We start from the raw sequence: 18,778 nt of genomic DNA, 5'->3' as shown, positions 1-18,778 counted from the left end.
ACCAGGTGTGGATGGAGCGGTTTTTCGGGGTCGCCGTACCGCTTCCGTTTTTTTGAAGTAATCGATGAGGTTCGCTCAACCGATCGTCATCAAATTTGCATTACCGCCTGCTGCTGCCGTATTCACGCTGACCGAGCGTTCCGTCAACAGACGCTCGAGCGCATAGTCCTCATCGCCGCTTTCCAGCGCGCGAGCCGCGACGCCCTGCACCGAGACGATCGGCCCCGCACGTTTCGCAACTTCCTTCACCAGCGCCAGCAGTTCGTCGCTATCGCCTTCGAACAGGACGGCGTCGAACGGCGTATCGGCGCTCTTCTTCACGCTTGCGTGGGACTTCAACGCGGCAGGAAGCTGCGCCACCAATTGTTCACCAGCCGCGCCCTCGAACAAGGCGTGATTTCCCGTAGCCAGCGCCGCAGCGAACTGCACGCGTGCGCCGCTCGCCGTCGAGGCAATGCACAGCACCGTGCCGCGTGCGCCCAGCGTGTACGTGTTGCGCTCGCCGGTCGGTCCAGACAATACCGCAGTTGCGCCCGCCGGCACATGCGACAGATAACCGTCGCAGCGTGCGGCCAGCACCGGCTGCTGTTCGCTGATCAGCCAGTCGCGCAGCGCCGTCAAGGCAGCGGACGGATTATCCCCGTTCACACCCGCTTGCGGCACATCAACGATCAACGCATCGGCCAGCGACTTCGGCAACCCAGCCGGACGCGTCGCCAGCAGACGCTGCAGATACAGCGCGCCACCTGCTTTCGGACCCGTGCCCGACAGACCTTCACCGCCGAATGGCTGAACACCCACCACCGCGCCGATCACGTTGCGGTTCACGTAGATGTTGCCGACATGCGCGCGGCTGATCACGTGAGCGATCGTTTCGTCGATCCGCGTGTGAATGCCAAGCGTCAGGCCGTAGCCAGTCGTGCGAATCTGTTCGAGCAGCTTGTCCAGCTGGCTGCGGCGGTAACGCACCACATGCAGCACCGGGCCGAACACTTCACGCTTCAATTCGTCGATGCTGTCGAGTTCGATCAGCGTCGGCGGAACAAACGTGCCTTGTCCCGTGCCTTCCGGCATCGGCAGTTGCTCGATCTTGCGGCCTTTCTCGCGCATTGCCGCGACGTGCGCGTCGATACCGCGCTTCGCGTCGAGGTCGATCACCGGGCCGACGTCGATCGACAGGCGATCCGGATTGCCCACCGACAGTTCGCGCATCGCGCCCGTCAGCATTTCGAGCGTGCGGTCCGCAACATCTTCTTGTAGACAAAGAACGCGCAACGCGGAACACCGTTGACCGGCGGAGTCGAACGAGGACTGCAGCACGTCCGCGACCACCTGCTCAGCGAGCGCCGACGAATCGACAATCATCGCGTTCTGGCCGCCGGTTTCGGCGATCAGCGGGATCGGTTTGCCTTCCGGATCGAGACGGTTCGAGAGCGTCTTGTTGATCAGACGCGCGACTTCGGTCGAACCGGTGAACATCACCGCACGGGTGCGCGGATCGGCCACCAGCGCTGCGCCGACCGTTTCACCATTGCCCGGCAGCAGTTGCACCGCGCCCGCCGGCACGCCGGCTTCGCGCAGGATACGCACGGCTTGCGCGGCGATCAGCGGCGTTTGTTCGGCCGGCTTCGCGAGCACGGTGTTACCAGCCGCCAAAGCTGCAGCCACCTGGCCCATAAAAATCGCCAGCGGGAAATTCCACGGGCTGATGCAGACCACCGGACCAAGCGGGCGGTGCGTGTCGTTGGAGAACTCGTTGCGGATCTGCGTCGAGTAGTAGCGCAGGAAATCGATTGCTTCGCGGATTTCCGCGACCGCGTTCGCCAGCGACTTACCGGCTTCACGCACCACAAGACCCATCAGCGTGTGCATCTGGGCTTCGAGCAGATCGGCCGCACGCGCGAGGCAATCGGCGCGGGCATCGACCGGCGTCGCTTGCCAGATCGGTGCGGCGGCGACTGCGTGGGCCATTGCGGCGCTCACATGTTCCGAGGTCGCTTCCACCACAGTACCGACGAGGTCGCGATGATCGGCCGGGTTGCGCACATCACGTGCGACGCCCACGGCGATCTCGTTGTCTTCGAGCATCGGCGCGGCGCGCCACGGATGATGCGCGCTCGCCAGCAACGCCGACGACAGCGAGGCCAGACGATGTTCGTTCGACAGATCGAGGCCCATCGAATTGAGACGCTCGGCGCCGAACAGATTGCGCGGCAGCGGAATCTTCGCGTGCGGTGCGCCGAGCGGGACGATCTTCGAGGCTTCGTCGGCCGGGTCGGCGATCAGGTCCTTGATCGCGACGTTTTCGTCGGCGATGCGGTTCACGAACGACGTGTTCGCGCCGTTTTCCAGCAGGCGGCGCACGAGGTACGCGAGCAGCGTTTCATGCGTGCCAACCGGCGCATACACGCGGCACGGACGGTTCAGCTTGTCGCGGCCGGTGACTTCCTCATACAGCGGTTCACCCATGCCGTGAAGGCACTGGAACTCGTACTGGCCGGGGTAGTAGTTATTGCCCGCGAGGTGATAGATCGCCGACAGCGTGTGCGCGTTGTGCGTGGCGAACTGCGGATAGACGGCATCCGGCGCGCTGAGCAGCTTCTTCGCGCAGGCAAGGTAGGAGACGTCCGTGTAGATCTTGCGCGTGTAGACCGGATAGCCTTCGAGGCCGTCCACTTGTGCGCGCTTGATTTCGGTATCCCAGTACGCGCCCTTCACGAGACGGACCATGATGCGGTGGCGGCTGCGGCGCGCCAGATCGATCAGGTATTCGATTACGAATGGGCAGCGCTTCTGATACGCCTGCACCACGAAACCGATGCCGTTCCAGCCAGCCAGTTCCGGATCGAAGCACAGCGCTTCAAGCAGATCGAGCGAGATTTCGAGGCGGTCGGCTTCCTCAGCGTCGATGTTCAGGCCGATGTCGTAGCGGCGCGCGAGGATCGCCAGCGAGCGCACGCGCGGTAGCAGTTCGCTCATCGTGCGTTCCTGCTGCGAACGCGAGTAGCGTGCGTGGAGCGCCGACAGCTTGATCGAGATGCCCGGGCCTTCGTAAATGCCGCGGCCGCCGGCCGCTTTGCCGATCGCGTGGATCGCCTGTTCGTACGAGGCGTAGTAGCGTTGCGCGTCGGCTTCGGTGGTCGCCGCTTCGCCGAGCATGTCGTACGAGTAGCGGAAGCCGCGTGCTTCGTACTTGCGGCTATTCGCCAGCGCTTCGGAGATGTTCTCGCCCGTGACAAACTGTTCGCCCATCAGGCGCATCGCCATGTCGACGCCCTTGCGGATCAGCGGCTCGCCGCCCTTGCCGATCAGACGCGTGAGCGCCGACGAGAGGCTCGCCTCACTGTTGGTCCCCACCAGTTTGCCGGTGATCATCAAGCCCCACGTTGCGGCGTTGACGAACAGCGACGGCGCCTGGCCGACGTGCGACTTCCAGTCGCCCTTGCTGATCTTGTCGCGGATCAGCGCGTCACGCGTGGCGCGATCGGGAATCCGCAGCAGCGCTTCGGCGAGGCACATCAGCGCGACGCCTTCCTGGCTCGACAACGAGAACTCGTGGATCAGCCCTTCGACGCCGCCGCCACGGCTCTTGGTGCGCAGCGTTTCGACCAGCTTGCCGGCCATCGTCTGTACGTCGCCCGCGAGGTTGGCCGGCAAACGCGCCTGGCCGAGCAGGAACGGCACGCATTCCGGCTCGGGACGGCGGTACGCAGCGGTGATCGCCGCGCGCAGCACCGATTGCGGTTGCACGTTCTGCGCGAATTCGAGGAACGGATGCGACGCACCGTCTTCCTCGTGCTCCACCGCGGCGCCGTCAGCCAGATCGGCCGAGCCGGTGTGGCCCGACAATTCCGGCGGCAATTGGCCGTGCTCGATCTTTTCGAGGTACGCGAAGATCGCCTGCTTGATCAGCCAGTGCGGAGTGCGTTCGAGCCGGGTGGCGGCGTCTTTCAGCCGGGAACGCAGGAGGTCGTCGACCTTGACGCCAAGGGTGGTGCTAGCCATGTTTCCTTCTTCGGATACCAAACGAATTCGCTGGGAAAGACTAAAAGTTGGGCGAATCGTACGCCTCCAAATAAAAAGGTGCAACCATGCGCTGAGCATGGTTGCACCTTTTTAAAAGCCCTGTACGGCGGGGGTTTGCGCCGAATGGCGCTGCGCGTGGCGACGGCGGTTGCGATCAGTACTTTCCCTGGCGTGATTCTTTTCGCTTTTACCCTTATCAGATTGCTCGGCGCGCCGTTATACAGAATATGGATGGTCGCGGCCGCAAGGCACGCACATAAAAACGGTACGGGGTTTTAGAGGACTGGCGAAATGGAAAAGTGGTTAGTGATATTGGGCATCTGGGCGATGTGCGCCACGTGTGGCGTGCTTTTCATCCGCGGCGCGACGCGCGGCCCGGGCAGACGTGAGACGGAAGAAAGACGGGCGCGTCCGGCATCGCGCGCATCGGCTGGCGATGCGCGGGCAGCTTTGAACGATTGAGGGGCTAAGCCGGACGGTTAATGATGGACATCAAGACGCCGCTCCTCGACTGACACCGCAAAGCAGGTACGCGCCGCACGGCTCACACCGGGCGGCGATGCAGACGCACGCGTCAATGCCGTGGAATGGGGTCGTACTGCGCGCAGGTGTCGTCAGGCGAAACGAGCTGGTCGTGCAGACGGCATAGCCGGCTATCCGCCACGCTCGCGCCAAACCCGGAACTGAACACGGCGAGGCCCGGAATGCTCTGCTCCAGTGAATGCCGATCCTCGGCGCGATACCGGCAGCTTGCGCAGCGCGGCGCGCACGCATCGAAGCGTGCGTGGGCCGTGCCGGCGATGCGGACCGCCTCGCTCATCACGTGCCCTGCCCCAAGCTATTCCAGTACGGTGCGAACACGTGCGCGGACAGCGCGTAGCCGATGGCGATATTGACTACCACGCCCGCCGTAAAGGCCAGGAACGGTTTCAGGCCGGTGGCCGAGAGCGCGCGCAGGCGTGTGGTCAACCCGATGCTCAGGAAACAGAACGTGAACGCCCACGTGCGCAAGGCAGTGATCGGCGCGACGAATTCGGGCGTGACGACCTTGCGGTAGTCGGCCAGCGAGTAGTGGCTGGCGATCCACGTCACCAGCGCTGAAGCGATTACGAAGCCGATCACGAACTTCGGAAAACGCGCCCAGATTTCACCGGCGTTCGCCTTCGCTTTGACGCCGCTGTCCTGCGACTCCCAGCGCGTCGTCGCGACGATGGCGAGCACGAACGCCCAGATACCGATCCAGATATCGCGGCCGACCACCTTCATCAGCGTGAACGCCTGCAGCGATGCCTCGGGGGCGCCCGCAATCGCACCGCCCGCGTGTTTCGCGAAGTCGCCGTAAGCTTGCGCGGCGGCAATACCCGCGGCGTCGGCGAACTCGGACGTGCCGATCCATGCGCCCGCCACTGCTGTCGAGAGTCCCAGCGAGCGCGACGCAAAGGGCAGGACGAAAATCATCACGATCGCCCACAAGACCACCAGCGTAATCGCTACCGACACCTGCTCGCGTTTGGCGCGCACCGCACCGGCAATCGCGATCGCCGCCGACACGCCGCACACCGCGCCACCCACGCCCAGCACGGCCGCAAACCGCCGGTCGAGACCGAACGCCTTGGCGGCAAAGAAGATCACGAAGAACGTCACGAGCGAGACGATGGTCGCCTGCCCGACCGCGACCGGCCCCGCCCACACCAGCAAGGTGAACGGCAGCGTCGCGCCGAGCAACACGATGCCGACCTTGATATAAAACTCCACGCGCAAGCCCGCTGAAAACCACTCGGGCAACGTGAACACATTGGAAATCAGGAGGCCGAGCGCCAGTGCCACCAACGGCGGCTCGAGGTTGTACTTCGACGCATTGACCCACGCGCCCAGCGTGAAGATCAGCGCCGATGCGATGAACAGGATCAGGAACGAGCCAAGGAAAATGCCGACCCGCTGCTTCAGCGCGGCAAGGCTCACGCCGAACAGCACAGCGAACACGACGAACAGCGCGACATAGTTCGGCAGATGCTTGCCGATGTCCTGCGCGGCCTGTCCCACGCTCGCCCATTTGGCGGGCGCCACCGCCAGCCACTTGATGCTGCTGCCCGAGGCGAACAGCGCCCAGGCAATCACGATCACCAGCAGGCCGATCCAGACGGCCCACCAGTCTTCAGTTGAAAAGAGCCCGCCGCCGTGTGCGCTATGGTCACTGCGCGGTTTGCCGGGCGCGGCGCCGGTCGGCAACGTCTGGTTGGTATCGCTCATCGCAAATGCCCCGAGGAAGTTGAGGTGCATCGGCGCGGTATTTTTGAGTTTTGCCTGAAGGTGCGCCGATTCGGCGAAATATAGGCGAGCGACGTCCCAAAACGAAACGACCATTCGCTCTATGAATATGACTTAAAGGAGTAATGCTGCGAAGTTGTCGCAAAGCGGCCGGCAGCGGGCGTCAGATGTCGAGGGGATCGACTTCGAGATTCCAGCGCAGCACGCCTTTCAGGCCGCGCAGCATCGGTTGCCATGCGCGCAAAGTGGCCTGCAACGCGGCCCGCGACGCGCTTTCGATCAGCAATTGCGCCCGATGTACGTGCATCACCTTGACGATGGTGAGCGGCACGGCGTCATAGACTGTCACGCGCCCGGCGGCCGGGATCTCCGTCAGCGCGGCGGCCGCCTGCTGCAGGAACGCGAGCGCGGCTTCGAGTGTGCGGCCTTCGGCGCGCAGCAAAGCCTGATAGGCGAACGGCGGCAGATGAGCGTCGCGCCGCTCGGCCAGCGTCGAATTGGCAAAGCCGACGTAGTCATGTCGCCCCAGCGCGTGATACAGCGCATGGCGCGGATAGCGCGTCTGCACCAGCACTTCACCCGGCAAACCGGCGCGGCCTGCGCGGCCGCTCACTTGCATCAATTGCGCGAAGAGGCGTTCGCTCGCGCGGAAGTCGTGTGAAAACAAGGCGGTGTCGGCGTTCAGCACGCCGACCAGCGACACCCGCTGGAAGTCGTGGCCCTTTGCGATCATCTGCGTGCCGACGAGGATGTCGACCTCGCCGGCGTGGACATCGGAAAACAGCGCCTGCGCGCTGCCTTTGCGGCGTGTGCTGTCGGCGTCGATGCGCAGCACGCGGGCGCCGGGCACCGCGCTCGCCAGCGTTTCTTCGACGCGTTGCGTGCCGCGTCCCATCGGCGCGATGTCGACATTGCCGCAGTCCGGGCACGAGCGCGGAATGCGCGATTCCCAGCCGCAGTGGTGGCAGCGCAGCGCGCGCTCCGGTTTGTGCAAGACGACGTAGGCGCTGCAGCGTGGGCAACCGGCCACCCAGCCGCAGGCGTCGCAGGAGAGCTGTGGTGCGTAACCGCGCCGGTTCAGGAACACGAGACTTTGCTCGCCGCGCTCGAGCCGCGCCTTCAACGCCGCAATCAACGGCCCGGACAAACCCTCCACCGAGGCCCGCCCGCGCCGCCGCTCTTCTTCGAGATCGATCAGCCTGACGGTCGGCAGAACGGCCTCGGCAACTGCACGGCGCGACAGCGTGAGACGCTTGTAGCGTCCCTGATCCGCCTGCCACCAGCTTTCCAGCGACGGCGTAGCCGAGCCGAGCACAACCGGCAAACCGAGTTGCTTGCCGCGATAGATCGCCAGATCGCGTGCCGAATAGCGCAAGCCTTCCTGTTGCTTGTAGGCCGGATCGTGTTCTTCGTCGACGACGATGATCGCGAGTTTCGGCAGCGAGGCAAGCACCGCCAGCCGCGTACCGAGCACGATGCGAGCGCGCCCGGTGTGCGCCGCGAACCAGTTGCGGGCGCGTTCGCCTTCCGCGAGACCGCTGTGCAGCGTGACGATCGAGGTGCCTTCGAGCGCGGCAAAACGCGCACGGAAGGCCGACTCGAACTGCGGCGTCAGATTGATTTCAGGAACGAGGACGAGGGCCTGCGCGTCGGGCTTCGCCGCCAGAATCTCGGCGAGCGCGCGCAGATACACCTCCGTTTTGCCGCTGCCCGTCACGCCGTGCAGCAGGAAGGGCGCGAACCCGTTCGCGTCGCGAATCGCTTCGACCGCAGTCGCCTGTTCGTCTGTGAGCGTGGGCAGGATGGGTGCGGGCGTATCCGGTGATGCGGGAGTGGCGAGCACTTCGGCGGCTTCGATCACCTCAAGCGCGACCCAGCCTTCGGCTTGCCATGCGTCCAGGGTTGCGATGGCTTTGGGATGAAGCGCGCGAGCGTCGGCGACGCTCAGAAATTCGGCCTCCGCCAAGGCTTGGGCAAGCTTGCGCAATGCGCTTGCACGCGCCGGCAATGTTTCCGGCAACGCGGCGCGACCCTCAGCGGTCAGGCTGTAGCGCTCCTCAGGTGCGAAAAGGCGCGACCAGCGCGAAGCGTCACGCAGGGCTTGCGGCAAAGCGGGCAGTGCCACCTCACCGAGACCGCGTTGATAGTAGTCGGCGGCGAAGGCTGCGAGCCGCAGCCATTCGGTCGACACTGGCGGGCAGGCGGTACAGACATGGGTAACCGCTCGCAGGCGGTCAGCGGGTACGTCACTGTGAGTGGTCACTTCGCAGACGAGACCCACCACGTGACGCTTGCCGAACGGCACGCTCACCATCATGCCCGGCGCGACACGCTCGGGCGTGTCGCAGCGGTAGTCGAACAAGGTCGGCAGCGGATGATCCAGCGCGACGCGGACGAACACTTCACTCACGCGGCGATGTGGATCGAGTGAACGGATGCGGCATGACGCCGCGTCACGGTGCACATTGAGCAAACGACGAGTCCGTCGAAGTTAAAGTAAAACTTCAATTTCGGCGCTAAGTTTTGGATTCGGCTGAACAATTGCAATCGGTCCGCTTGCCTGTGGATAACTTTGTTGAGAACTTCGTTCAGATAGGCCGGGAACCGCGCTGCAGCGGCCTTCTGTGGGTTTCCGCACATTTTGCCGTGCCCCCTTGAAACCCTTGCCAGACAAGGCTTAGATCAAATGCGCCTGCAATGTGCAAGGGCTAGGGCACGACGAAAGCTTCTACCGCGCCGCAGCGTGAACAATGTGCATAAGTCAAGTCTTGACTTTCGCAAGACCGCCATCTGACGGCCTGCCGACTACAAATATTCCCTTAGGCCGAGAGCCCAGTTCGCTGCGCTGCAGCAAAAATGGCAACGTTTTCGGCGTCAGCTTGGTGCATGCGCGCCACTGCGAATCGCGCGACTATGACGATGGACTTCATCCACGAGCTCAGCAACATTCTCCGGCGGCGTGAACTGCGAAATGCCGTGGCCGAGATTGAAAACGTGACCAGGATGATTACCGAAGCTGTCGAGCACGGCACGCGCTTCCATGCGGATTGCGGCCGGCGGCGCAAACAGCACCGAAGGATCGATATTGCCTTGCAGCGCCACCTTGCTACCCACGCGCTCGCGCGCCTTGCTCAGGTTCACGGTCCAGTCGAGACCCACCGCATCCACGCCGATATCGGCGATCTCGTCGAGCCACAACCCGCCGCCCTTCGTGAAGGTGATCACCGGCACTTTTTCTCCGTCGTGATCGCGTTTCAGTAGGCTCACGACCTGCTGGATGTACTGCAACGAGAAGCGTTGGTAGACGCCGTCCGCGAGCGCCCCGCCCCACGTGTCGAAGATCATCACGGCTTGCGCGCCGGCTTCGATCTGCGCATTCAGGTACGCCGCAACCGATTTCGCATTGACGTCGAGAATTCGGTGCATCAGGTCCGGACGCGCGTACAGCATCGATTTGACCGTGCGGAAGTCCGCTGAACCGCCGCCTTCCACCATGTAACACGCCAGTGTCCACGGGCTGCCCGAAAAGCCGATCAGCGGCACGCGCTGGCGGCCTTGCGCGTCGGTCAGCGCGGTGCGGATTTCGCGCACCGCGTCGGTCACGTAGCGCAGCGTGGCGTCGATATCGGGGACGGCCAGGCGCGCCACATCGTCTTCCGTGCGCACCGGACGAGCGAATTTCGGGCCCTCGCCAGCGACGAACTCGAGACCCAGGCCCATGGCGTCAGGCACGGTGAGGATATCGGAGAACAGGATCGCGGCGTCGAGCGGATAGCGCTCGAGCGGCTGCAGCGTGACTTCCGCTGCGTACGCCGGGTTCTTCGCCAGACCGAGGAAACTCCCCGCGCGACCCCGCGTCGCGTTGTATTCCGGCAGGTAGCGGCCAGCCTGCCGCATCAGCCAGATCGGCGTGTAGTCGGTCGGCTGGCGCAGCAGCGCGCGCAGGAAAGTATCGTTCAGGAGTTTATGGGCCACGTTGCGTACGACTGAAGGCAAAGAAGCATTTTACCGGACCCGGCAGGCCGCATCGCGCTTGATGCGGGCAATAACTGTGGCGCACCTTGCTTGCGGCCGGCTTTTTTGCAGCCCGGTGCGGCGCCATGACTCGGCTGAACGGCCAATGTTCAAGCGTGAATTGCCGGGCTATCATCCGACGGCCTTACCAAACAATTACGCGCAATCAAGGAGACTCGATGAACAAGGCAGCACTCGCACTGCTCGGCGTTCTGGCCGGTGTTTTGATGCACGCAGGCGTGGCCCAGGCGCAGAGCGCCGCCACCGCCGCGGCGCCCTCGCGGCTAGACGACATTCTCGCGCGCGGCACGCTGCGCGCCTGTACGACCGGCGATTACAAGCCGTACTCGTTTTACAAGGCAGACGGCCAATTCGAAGGCATCGATATCGACATGGCCGAGTCGCTCGCCAAATCGCTCGGCGTGAAGGCGGAATTCGTCAAGACATCGTGGCCGAACCTGATGAACGACTTCGTGGCGAAATGCGACGTCGGCGTGGGCGGTGTTTCGCCGACGCTCGAGCGCCAGAAGCGCGCGTTTTTCACGCAGGCGTACATGATCGACGGCAAGACGCCGATCGTTCGGTGTGACGACGTCAACAAGTATCAAACGGTGGCGCAGATCGATCAACCGGCGACCCGCGTGATCGTCAATCCGGGCGGTACCAACGAGCGTTTCGCCAAGCAGTATTTCCCGCATGCGAACCTGACCGTCTATCCGGACAACGTGACGATCTTCAAACAAATCCTCGCCGGTAAGGCCGACGTGATGGTGACCGATGCATCGGAGACCCTGCTGCAACAAAAGCTGAATCCGGGCCTTTGCTCGGTGCATCCGGACAAGCCCTTCCAGTATGGCGAGAAGGCTTGGCTGCTGCCGCGCGGCGATGTGGCCTTCCAGCAATACGTCGATCAATGGTTGCACCTTGCGCGAGCGACCGGGGAATATCAGGCGATCTCGGATAAGTGGCTGAAGTGAAGGTTGTGAGGTGCGGCCTGCGTCGCGCTTAATTGGAAAAGGCAAGCGGCTTGAACGATTAATAGGTCCGCATGGCTGAGACAATCGTGTAACCAGACCCCAAGGCGCTACGCAAAACCCGAACAATGCCGTTGAACAAGGGCCCAACGAACCGGCCGCTTGCACGATTACCCTCATGTGCGGGGTGTTGCAGCGCAGCGCACATACTTGTCCGCACACAGACGGACTTCGTAACGCTGGAAAAGCGCCTGTAATACAGCCGATTCATGCAGAAAAAGATGAGCATGCAACCATTTCATGCGGAATCGACTGAATGGATTACGCCGCAATATGCGTCGCGAATAGCATCAATCAAGCGTATGAAATTGCGTTACAGTCATCGGTAAAAATTACTTTTAAAACGTTTCGGATTGGAAATAAGTCCCGCAACGCCTTATCTGGCGGGCGTTACAACCTGAAACACTTTGTTACCGCGCTCGTAGGTTAATTCGCCCACAATGCCCTCAACGGTTTCAACACGGATGTGGCTGGGTGCGTGGTGTGAGCGGATACGATGCACTTGCCGGTCGGCGTTTGCCGAAGCCCTGTGAAGGGGCATCCCTGCTGGGGCCGTAGTCGACGCAGGGTCGTCGTCTCAGTTGGTTCCATCTTTGGTCTCCTCGCGCTAACCCCGTAGCGTGTGGTTTTTAGCGGGCTCCAGGCCCGCTTTTTTTTCGTCTGGTCAAACGTTTGCGAGCTGCCGGGCGGGTCAATTTGCGGCCCACGGATTCATTCGATGGCAAACGGTTTTCCCCAAGATGTCGGCCGGCGCCGCGCGAATCTTCGCGCGGCGCCGAACCCGCTTGGCCATCAGGCCGTCTTGTCTTCCTGCACCTTCAATTCACTGATCATCCGTTCGCGCATGACGAATTTCTGCACCTTGCCGGTCACCGTCATCGGCAGTTCGTCGACGAAGCGGATGTACTTCGGCACCTTGTAGTGCGCGATCTGGCCCTGACAGAACTGCTGGATTTCCTCCGCTGTGGCCTGCTCTCCTGAGCGCAATACGATCCACGCACACACTTCCTCGCCGTACTTCGCGTCGGGCACGCCGAAGACCTGCACGCTTTGGATTTTCGGGTGGCGGAACAAAAACTCCTCAATCTCGCGCGGGTAGATGTTTTCGCCGCCGCGAATCAGCATGTCCTTCAGGCGGCCGACGATGTTGCAGTAGCCTTCGGCATCGAGCGTCGCCAGATCGCCGGTATGCATCCAGCCGTCGACGATGCTTTCCCGCGTCTTCGCTTCGTCCCCCCAATAGCCCTGCATCACTGAATAACCTTTGGTGCACAGTTCGCCCGTCTCGCCGATCGGCACGATCGCGCCGAGCGGGTCGACGATCTTCACCTCCAGATGCGGCTGGATACGCCCGACCGTCGTGGTGCGTTTGTCGAGCGGATCGGTAGTCGAACTCTGGAAGGACACCGGGCTGGTCTCCGTCATGCCGTATGCGATCGTGATCTCGTTCAGATGCATCTTCGAGACGACCTTCTTCATCGTCTCGATCGGGCACGGCGAACCGGCCATGATTCCGGTGCGCAGCCGCGAAAAGTCATAAGTGGCGAAATTCGGATGATCGAGTTCGGCGATGAACATGGTCGGCACCCCGTGCAGCGCGGTGCACTGCTCTTCGGCGACGGCCGCCAGGGTGGCAGCTGGATCGAAGCCCTCACCTGGAAACACCATATTCGCGCCGACCGATACGCAGGCCAGCACCGCCAGCACCATGCCGAAGCAGTGATAGAGCGGGACGGGAATGCACAGGCCGTCCTGCTCCGTTAGGCGCATCGCCATCGCGATATAGCGCGCGTTGTTGACGACGTTCCTGTGGGTCAGCGTCGCGCCCTTCGGATTGCCGGTCGTACCGCTGGTGAACTGAATGTTGATCGGGTCGTGGGAGGAAAGCGTCGCGCCGATGGCGTCGAGCCTGGCGACGTCGAGTGTTGCGCGGCCCTGCTCGATCACGTCGGAGAAGGTCAGCATGCCGGGCGTTTCCGTGTCGCACATGCGGATCACGTAGCGCAGATCGGGCAGGCGTGCGGCGTGCAGTTCGCCCGGCGCCTGGGTCGCCAGCTCCGGCGCGAGCTCCTGCAGCATCTCGAGGTACATCGATGTCTTGAAACGCTCTGCGGCAATGATCGCCTTGCAGCCCACCTTGTTCAAGGCGTACTCAAGTTCGGCGAGCCGGTAAGCCGGGTTGATGTTGACGAGCACGGCGCCGATGCGTGCCGTCGCGAACTGCGTAAGCAGCCATTCCACCCGGTTCGGCGACCAGATGCCGACGCGGTCGCCCTTCACGATGCCGAGTGCGAGAAGACCGGCCGCCAGCACGTCGATTTCTTCGGCGAACTCCTTCCATGTCCAGCTGATTCCTTGCTCACGAAACACCACGGCCGGGCGCTCAGGGAAACGCGCCGCGGTGTCGCGCAGAAACTGGCCTACCGGTGCTTCGCTCAACGGGATCTCGGTCGACCCGCGAACATACGACAGGTTGTCCTTGGGTTCGATGAGTGCGCCTTCGCCTGACAGGTGGGTTGCCATGGTGTTGTCTCCGTGAGCGGAAGCTCGCCCAGTCTATTGAAATGAAATTGAAATCGATTGTGCCACCGGCGTGTGTCTGTACGGCATCAAGTCTTACCCGCACCGCATCGACTGCTGCTGGGGGCGCCGCAACCGCGCATTGTTCGCTCGGAATGCACGATTTTGCTGACCTTTCCGTAAACGTCAAGTGAAGGTCAAAAAAAAGCAGCCACGAAGGCTGCTTTCTCTCTGATACGTGGTGCTTAGTTCTGACCGCGCAGCTTGCGCAGACGCTGGATCGCAGCGAGCTGAGCCGTCGCGTACGCCAGTTCCGCTTGCGCGGTAGCGTATTCAAGGTTCGAACCCGTGTTCTGCAGCGCTTCTTCTGCGCGCTTGCGTGCATCTTCGGCCTTGGCTTCGTCGAGATCCTTGCCGCGGATCGCCGTGTCGGCGAGAACCGTCACAGCGCCAGGCTGGATTTCGAGGATACCGCCGGCGACGAACACAAACTCTTCTTCGCCGTTTTCAGCTTCGATGCGCACCGCACCCGGACGAATCCGCGTGATGAGCGGCGTGTGGCCCGGCAAAATGCCGAGTTCACCTGCTTCGCCCGGCAGCGCGACGAACTTCGCCTGGCCCGAGAAGATCTGCTCTTCCGCGCTGACGACGTCTACTTTAATGGTTGCCATATCGACTCCTGTGGCGACCCGAGTTAGCGCTTTGGCGCTTATTCGGGTCCCATGCAAGGCTGGATTGAGTGTAGTGAGAGGCGCCGTTTCCGCGAAATACTACCCCGCAGGTAGCATTTCAGCGCGGAGCGGCACCCGCTTCGTTACACCCGACCTTTACTGGATCTTCTTGGCCTTTTCGAAGGCTTCGTCGATCGTGCCGACCATGTAGAACGCTTGTTCCGGCAGGTGGTCGCACTCGCCTTCAACGATCATCTTGAAGCCACGAATGGTTTCCTTCAGCGGCACGTACTTGCCCGGCGAACCCGTGAACACTTCAGCGACGTGGAACGGCTGCGACAGGAAACGCTGGATCTTACGAGCGCGCGCCACGGCGAGCTTGTCTTCCGGCGCCAGTTCGTCCATACCCAGAATCGCGATAATGTCGCGCAATTCCTTGTAGCGCTGCAGCGTTTGCTGCACGCCGCGCGTGATTGCGTAGTGCTCTTCGCCGATCACGTTCGGGTCGATCTGACGCGAGGTCGAATCGAGCGGGTCCACTGCCGGGTAGATACCCAGCGAAGCGATGTCACGCGACAACACGACGGTTGCGTCCAAGTGGCCGAAAGTCGTAGCCGGCGACGGGTCGGTCAAGTCATCCGCAGGGACGTACACGGCCTGAACCGACGTGATCGAGCCGGTCTTGGTCGACGTAATACGCTCTTGCAGCTTACCCATTTCTTCAGCCAACGTCGGCTGATAGCCCACTGCCGACGGCATACGGCCGAGCAGTGCCGACACTTCCGTGCCTGCCAGCGTGAAACGGTAGATGTTGTCGACGAAGAACAGCACGTCGAGGCCTTCGTCACGGAAGTGCTCAGCCATCGTCAGACCGGTCAGCGCGACGCGCAGACGGTTGCCCGGCGGCTCGTTCATCTGGCCGTACACCAGCGCGACCTTGTCGAGAACGTTCGAGTCCTTCATTTCGTGATAGAAGTCGTTCCCTTCGCGGGTACGCTCACCAACACCGGCGAACACGGAGTAACCACCGTGTTCCTTAGCGATGTTGTTGATCAGTTCCATCATGTTCACGGTCTTGCCCACACCGGCGCCACCGAACAGGCCAACCTTACCGCCCTTGGCGAACGGGCAGATCAGGTCGATAACCTTGATGCCGGTTTCGAGCAGTTCCGTCGACGGCGATAGTTCGTCGAACGCCGGGGCCTTCTGGTGAATACCGCGAACCACGTCCGAGTTGATCGGGCCGGCTTCGTCGATCGGGCGACCCAGCACATCCACGATCCGGCCGAGGGTCGGCTTGCCAACCGGCACGCTGATCGGCTTGCCGGTGTTCTTCACCGTCGTACCACGGCGCAGACCGTCCGATGCACCCAGACAGATGGTGCGGACGACGCCGTCGCCCAGCTGCTGCTGGACTTCGAGGGTCAGTTCCGAACCTTCGAGAATGAGCGCGTCGTAAATCTTCGGCATGTGGTCACGCGGGAATTCCACGTCGATCACCGCGCCGATGCACTGTACGATCTTGCCTTCTACCAAAGCAGTAGTACTCATCGCTTTTCCTTTAGATACTCAATTCTTCACTCGCGCAAAGGCGCAGTTTTGGTGGGGGCGCCCAGCCGGGTGCGCCTCACAGGGCGCACACGAAGCGGCGTACCTGACCTTTATGGTCAGACTGCCGCCGCGCCACCGACGATTTCCGACAGTTCTTTCGTGATCGCGGCCTGACGGCTCTTGTTGTACACGAGCTGTAGTTCGTTGATGACCGTCTTCGCATTGTCCGAAGCGGCCTTCATTGCGACCATCCGTGCCGACTGCTCCGATGCCATGTTTTCCGCGACGGCCTGATAGACCAGCGCTTCGACATAACGCACCAGCAGTTCGTCCACCACTGCCTGTGCATCCGGCTCGTAGATGTAGTCCCACTGCGTGCTCGGCGTCGTGCCGTCTTCGTCCTTGCGCTCGAACTGGTCTGCCGACAGCGGCAGCAGTTGCTCGATCACCGGCTCCTGCTTCATCGTGTTGACGAAGCGCGTGTACGCGAGGTACACCGCCGAAACCTTGCCTTCCGAGTACAGGTCGAGCTGCACCTTCACCGCGCCGATCAACTTTTCCAGATGCGGCGTGTCGCCCAGATGCACGACATTCGACACCACCTTGGCGCGCAGACGATTCAGGAAACCCAGACCCTTGGTACCGATCGCAGTTGCTTCGATCGTCTTGCCCTGGCCTTCCAGTTCCTTGAACTTCTGCAGCGACGCACGCAGCACGTTGGTGTTCATACCACCGCACAAACCTTTATCGGTCGTGACGAGGATGATGCCGGCCGTTTTCGCGCCTTCGTTCGACACCATGAACGGGTGACGATACTCCGGGTTCGCACGGCTCATGTGCGCAGCGATATCGCGGACCTTGTCGGCATACGGGCGAGCAGCGCGCATGCGCTCCTGAGCGCGGCGCATCTTCGATGCGGCCACCATCTCCATCGCTTTCGTGATCTTGCGCGTGTTTTGCACGCTCTTGATCTTGCCGCGAATTTCCTTCATTCCAGCCATTGCTTACTCCTTGTCGGCCCGAGTCAGCGCTTTAGCGGTTACTCGGGTCCCATGCAAAGCGATCGAAGCAGCGCGAGTTCAGTTGCCTGCGGCCCGCGCCGCTTCAAGGTCCGTTTATGCCTTGCGGGTCACTCGCGGATCAATAAGCGCCGGACTTCTTGAAGTCTTTGAGAGCCGTGTGCAGCAGGGCTTCGTCGTCCTTCGAGAGTTCCTTGGTGTCTTCGATGCGCTTGATCAGGTCTGCGTGCTTCGACTTCAGGTAATCGCGCAGGCCCTTTTCGAACGGCAGCACTTGCGCGACTTCGAGGTCGTCGAGGTAACCGTTGTTCGCAGCGAACAGCGCGACAGCCAGTTCCCACACTTGCAGCGGCTGATACTGCGGCTGCTTCAGCAGTTCCGTCACGCGGCGGCCGCGCTCCAGTTGCTTGCGGGTTGCTTCGTCGAGGTCAGATGCGAACTGCGCAAACGCTGCGAGTTCACGGTACTGCGCCAGGTCGGTACGGATACCGCCCGACAGCTTCTTCACAACCTTGGTTTGAGCCGCACCACCCACGCGCGAGACCGACACACCGGCGTTAATTGCCGGGCGGATACCTGCGTTGAAAAGGTCGGTTTCCAGGAAGATCTGGCCGTCGGTAATCGAGATCACGTTCGTCGGAACGAATGCGGTCACGTCGCCTGCTTGCGTTTCAATGACCGGCAGTGCCGTCAGCGAACCGCTCTTGCCCTTCACTTCGCCGTTCGTGAACTTCTCGACGTACTCTTCCGAGACGCGAGCAGCACGCTCCAGGAGACGCGAGTGCAGATAAAACACGTCACCCGGATACGCTTCACGGCCCGGCGGGCGGCGCAGCAGCAGCGAGATCTGACGGTATGCCCAAGCTTGCTTGGTCAAATCGTCATAAACGATCAGGGCGTCTTGACCGCGGTCGCGGAAGTATTCGCCCATCGTGCAGCCGGCGTACGGTGCGAGGTATTGCATCGCAGCCGATTCCGAAGCCGAAGCGGCCACGACGATCGTGTATTCCAGCGCGCCGGTTTCTTCCAGCTTGCGGACCACGTTCATGATCGACGAAGCTTTCTGACCGATCGCGACGTAGATACAGAAGAGGTTCTTGCCCTTCTGGTTGATGATCGCGTCGACTGCGACTGCGGTCTTGCCGCACTGGCGGTCGCCGATGATCAGCTCACGCTGGCCACGGCCAACCGGCACCATCGCGTCGATCGACTTCAGACCGGTTTGAACCGGCTCCGAAACCGACTTACGCCAGATCACGCCCGGAGCAATCTTTTCGATTGCGTCGGTTTTCTTCGCGTTGATCGGGCCCTTGCCGTCGATCGGGTTGCCGAGTGCATCGACCACGCGGCCGAGCAGTTCCGGACCCACCGGCACTTCGAGAATACGGCCCGTCGTCTTGACGATGTCGCCTTCCGAAATATGTTCGTACTCACCCAGAATCACGGCGCCGACCGAGTCGCGCTCGAGGTTCAGTGCGAGACCGAAGGTGTTGCCCGGGAATTCGAGCATTTCGCCCTGCATCACTTCCGACAGGCCGTGGATACGCACGATACCGTCGGTCACGGAGATCACAGTGCCCTGGTTGCGAACGTCTGCGCTCGCTTCAAGGCCCTGGATCCTGCTCTTGATCAGCTCGCTGATCTCAGAGGGATTGAGTTGCATTATTCGCTCCTG

Annotated in this window: 11 protein-coding genes; 1 reads left to right on the top strand and 10 read right to left on the bottom strand. The window is 62.1% G+C overall.

Annotation, left to right across the window (positions count from 1 at the left end):
• Positions 1-75 precede the first annotated feature (75 nt).
• The 5 genes from putA to hemE form a co-directional block, all read right to left on the bottom strand.
• The gene (putA, locus tag M0D67_RS11345) at positions 76-4,005 is read right to left on the bottom strand and encodes a trifunctional transcriptional regulator/proline dehydrogenase/L-glutamate gamma-semialdehyde dehydrogenase (protein WP_171925300.1); all 3,930 of its coding nucleotides are present in this window, start codon (positions 4,003-4,005) and stop codon (positions 76-78) included.
• Positions 4,006-4,600: 595 nt separating this feature from the next.
• Positions 4,601-4,846: a hypothetical protein gene (locus M0D67_RS11340; RefSeq protein WP_171925299.1), complete on the bottom strand. Its 246-nt coding sequence runs from the start codon at positions 4,844-4,846 to the stop codon at positions 4,601-4,603.
• A complete protein-coding gene (locus M0D67_RS11335; protein WP_171925298.1) occupies positions 4,846-6,276 on the bottom strand; it encodes a YeiH family protein in 1,431 nt (476 codons plus the stop codon). Before M0D67_RS11335 ends, M0D67_RS11340 begins: the two co-directional genes overlap by 1 nt.
• A 181-nt stretch (positions 6,277-6,457) precedes the next feature.
• Positions 6,458-8,704, bottom strand: coding sequence for a primosomal protein N' (locus M0D67_RS11330; RefSeq protein WP_171925324.1), 2,247 nt, complete (start codon positions 8,702-8,704; stop codon positions 6,458-6,460).
• A 464-nt stretch (positions 8,705-9,168) separates the two neighbouring features.
• Entirely contained in the window at positions 9,169-10,269 is a 1,101-nt protein-coding gene (gene hemE, locus M0D67_RS11325; RefSeq protein WP_171925297.1) for a uroporphyrinogen decarboxylase, read from the bottom strand.
• A 218-nt stretch (positions 10,270-10,487) separates the two neighbouring features.
• Between hemE and M0D67_RS11320 the strand changes: the two genes are divergently transcribed.
• Positions 10,488-11,285 carry a transporter substrate-binding domain-containing protein gene (locus tag M0D67_RS11320; protein WP_154558723.1) on the top strand — a complete coding sequence of 266 codons (798 nt, stop codon included), beginning with the start codon at positions 10,488-10,490 and terminating at the stop codon, positions 11,283-11,285.
• An 849-nt stretch (positions 11,286-12,134) separates the two neighbouring features.
• On the opposite strand, the gene M0D67_RS11315 is transcribed toward M0D67_RS11320, so the two are convergent.
• From M0D67_RS11315 to atpA, 5 genes are all read right to left on the bottom strand, one after another.
• Positions 12,135-13,865, bottom strand: a complete 1,731-nt coding sequence (locus M0D67_RS11315; RefSeq protein WP_171925296.1) for an AMP-binding protein — start codon at positions 13,863-13,865, stop codon at positions 12,135-12,137.
• A 242-nt stretch (positions 13,866-14,107) separates the two neighbouring features.
• The gene (locus tag M0D67_RS11310; RefSeq protein ID WP_012434800.1) at positions 14,108-14,533 is read right to left on the bottom strand and encodes a F0F1 ATP synthase subunit epsilon; all 426 of its coding nucleotides are present in this window, start codon (positions 14,531-14,533) and stop codon (positions 14,108-14,110) included.
• Between the two features lie 156 nt (positions 14,534-14,689).
• Entirely contained in the window at positions 14,690-16,084 is a 1,395-nt protein-coding gene (gene atpD / locus M0D67_RS11305) for a F0F1 ATP synthase subunit beta (RefSeq protein WP_266238849.1), read from the bottom strand.
• A 116-nt stretch (positions 16,085-16,200) separates the two neighbouring features.
• Complete coding sequence (gene atpG, locus M0D67_RS11300; protein ID WP_115781412.1) at positions 16,201-17,085, bottom strand: F0F1 ATP synthase subunit gamma; 885 nt, start codon at positions 17,083-17,085, stop codon at positions 16,201-16,203.
• A 139-nt stretch (positions 17,086-17,224) separates the two neighbouring features.
• Positions 17,225-18,766 (bottom strand): F0F1 ATP synthase subunit alpha, encoded by a 1,542-nt coding sequence (atpA, locus tag M0D67_RS11295; RefSeq protein WP_054038572.1) that lies wholly within the window; start codon positions 18,764-18,766, stop codon positions 17,225-17,227.
• Positions 18,767-18,778: the final 12 nt, after the last annotated feature.

Source organism: Paraburkholderia sp. SECH4 (assembly GCF_030511745.1).
Taxonomy (GTDB): domain Bacteria; phylum Pseudomonadota; class Gammaproteobacteria; order Burkholderiales; family Burkholderiaceae; genus Paraburkholderia; species Paraburkholderia madseniana.
The sequence above is the reverse complement of the archived record's forward strand: the minus strand, read 5'-3'. Positions and strand labels throughout refer to the sequence as shown.

Excerpts from the sequence above, each read along its gene's own strand:
- putA (WP_171925300.1), bottom strand. The coding sequence starts at position 4,005 with ATGGCTAGCACCACCCTTGGCGTCAAGGTCGACGACCTCCTGCGTTCC.
- M0D67_RS11340 (WP_171925299.1), bottom strand. The coding sequence starts at position 4,846 with ATGAGCGAGGCGGTCCGCATCGCCGGCACGGCCCACGCACGCTTCGAT.
- M0D67_RS11335 (WP_171925298.1), bottom strand. The coding sequence starts at position 6,276 with ATGAGCGATACCAACCAGACGTTGCCGACCGGCGCCGCGCCCGGCAAA.
- M0D67_RS11320 (WP_154558723.1), top strand. The coding sequence starts at position 10,488 with ATGAACAAGGCAGCACTCGCACTGCTCGGCGTTCTGGCCGGTGTTTTG.
- M0D67_RS11315 (WP_171925296.1), bottom strand. The coding sequence starts at position 13,865 with ATGGCAACCCACCTGTCAGGCGAAGGCGCACTCATCGAACCCAAGGAC.
- M0D67_RS11310 (WP_012434800.1), bottom strand. The coding sequence starts at position 14,533 with ATGGCAACCATTAAAGTAGACGTCGTCAGCGCGGAAGAGCAGATCTTC.
- atpD (WP_266238849.1), bottom strand. The coding sequence starts at position 16,084 with ATGAGTACTACTGCTTTGGTAGAAGGCAAGATCGTACAGTGCATCGGC.
- atpG (WP_115781412.1), bottom strand. The coding sequence starts at position 17,085 with ATGGCTGGAATGAAGGAAATTCGCGGCAAGATCAAGAGCGTGCAAAAC.
- atpA (WP_054038572.1), bottom strand. The coding sequence starts at position 18,766 with ATGCAACTCAATCCCTCTGAGATCAGCGAGCTGATCAAGAGCAGGATC.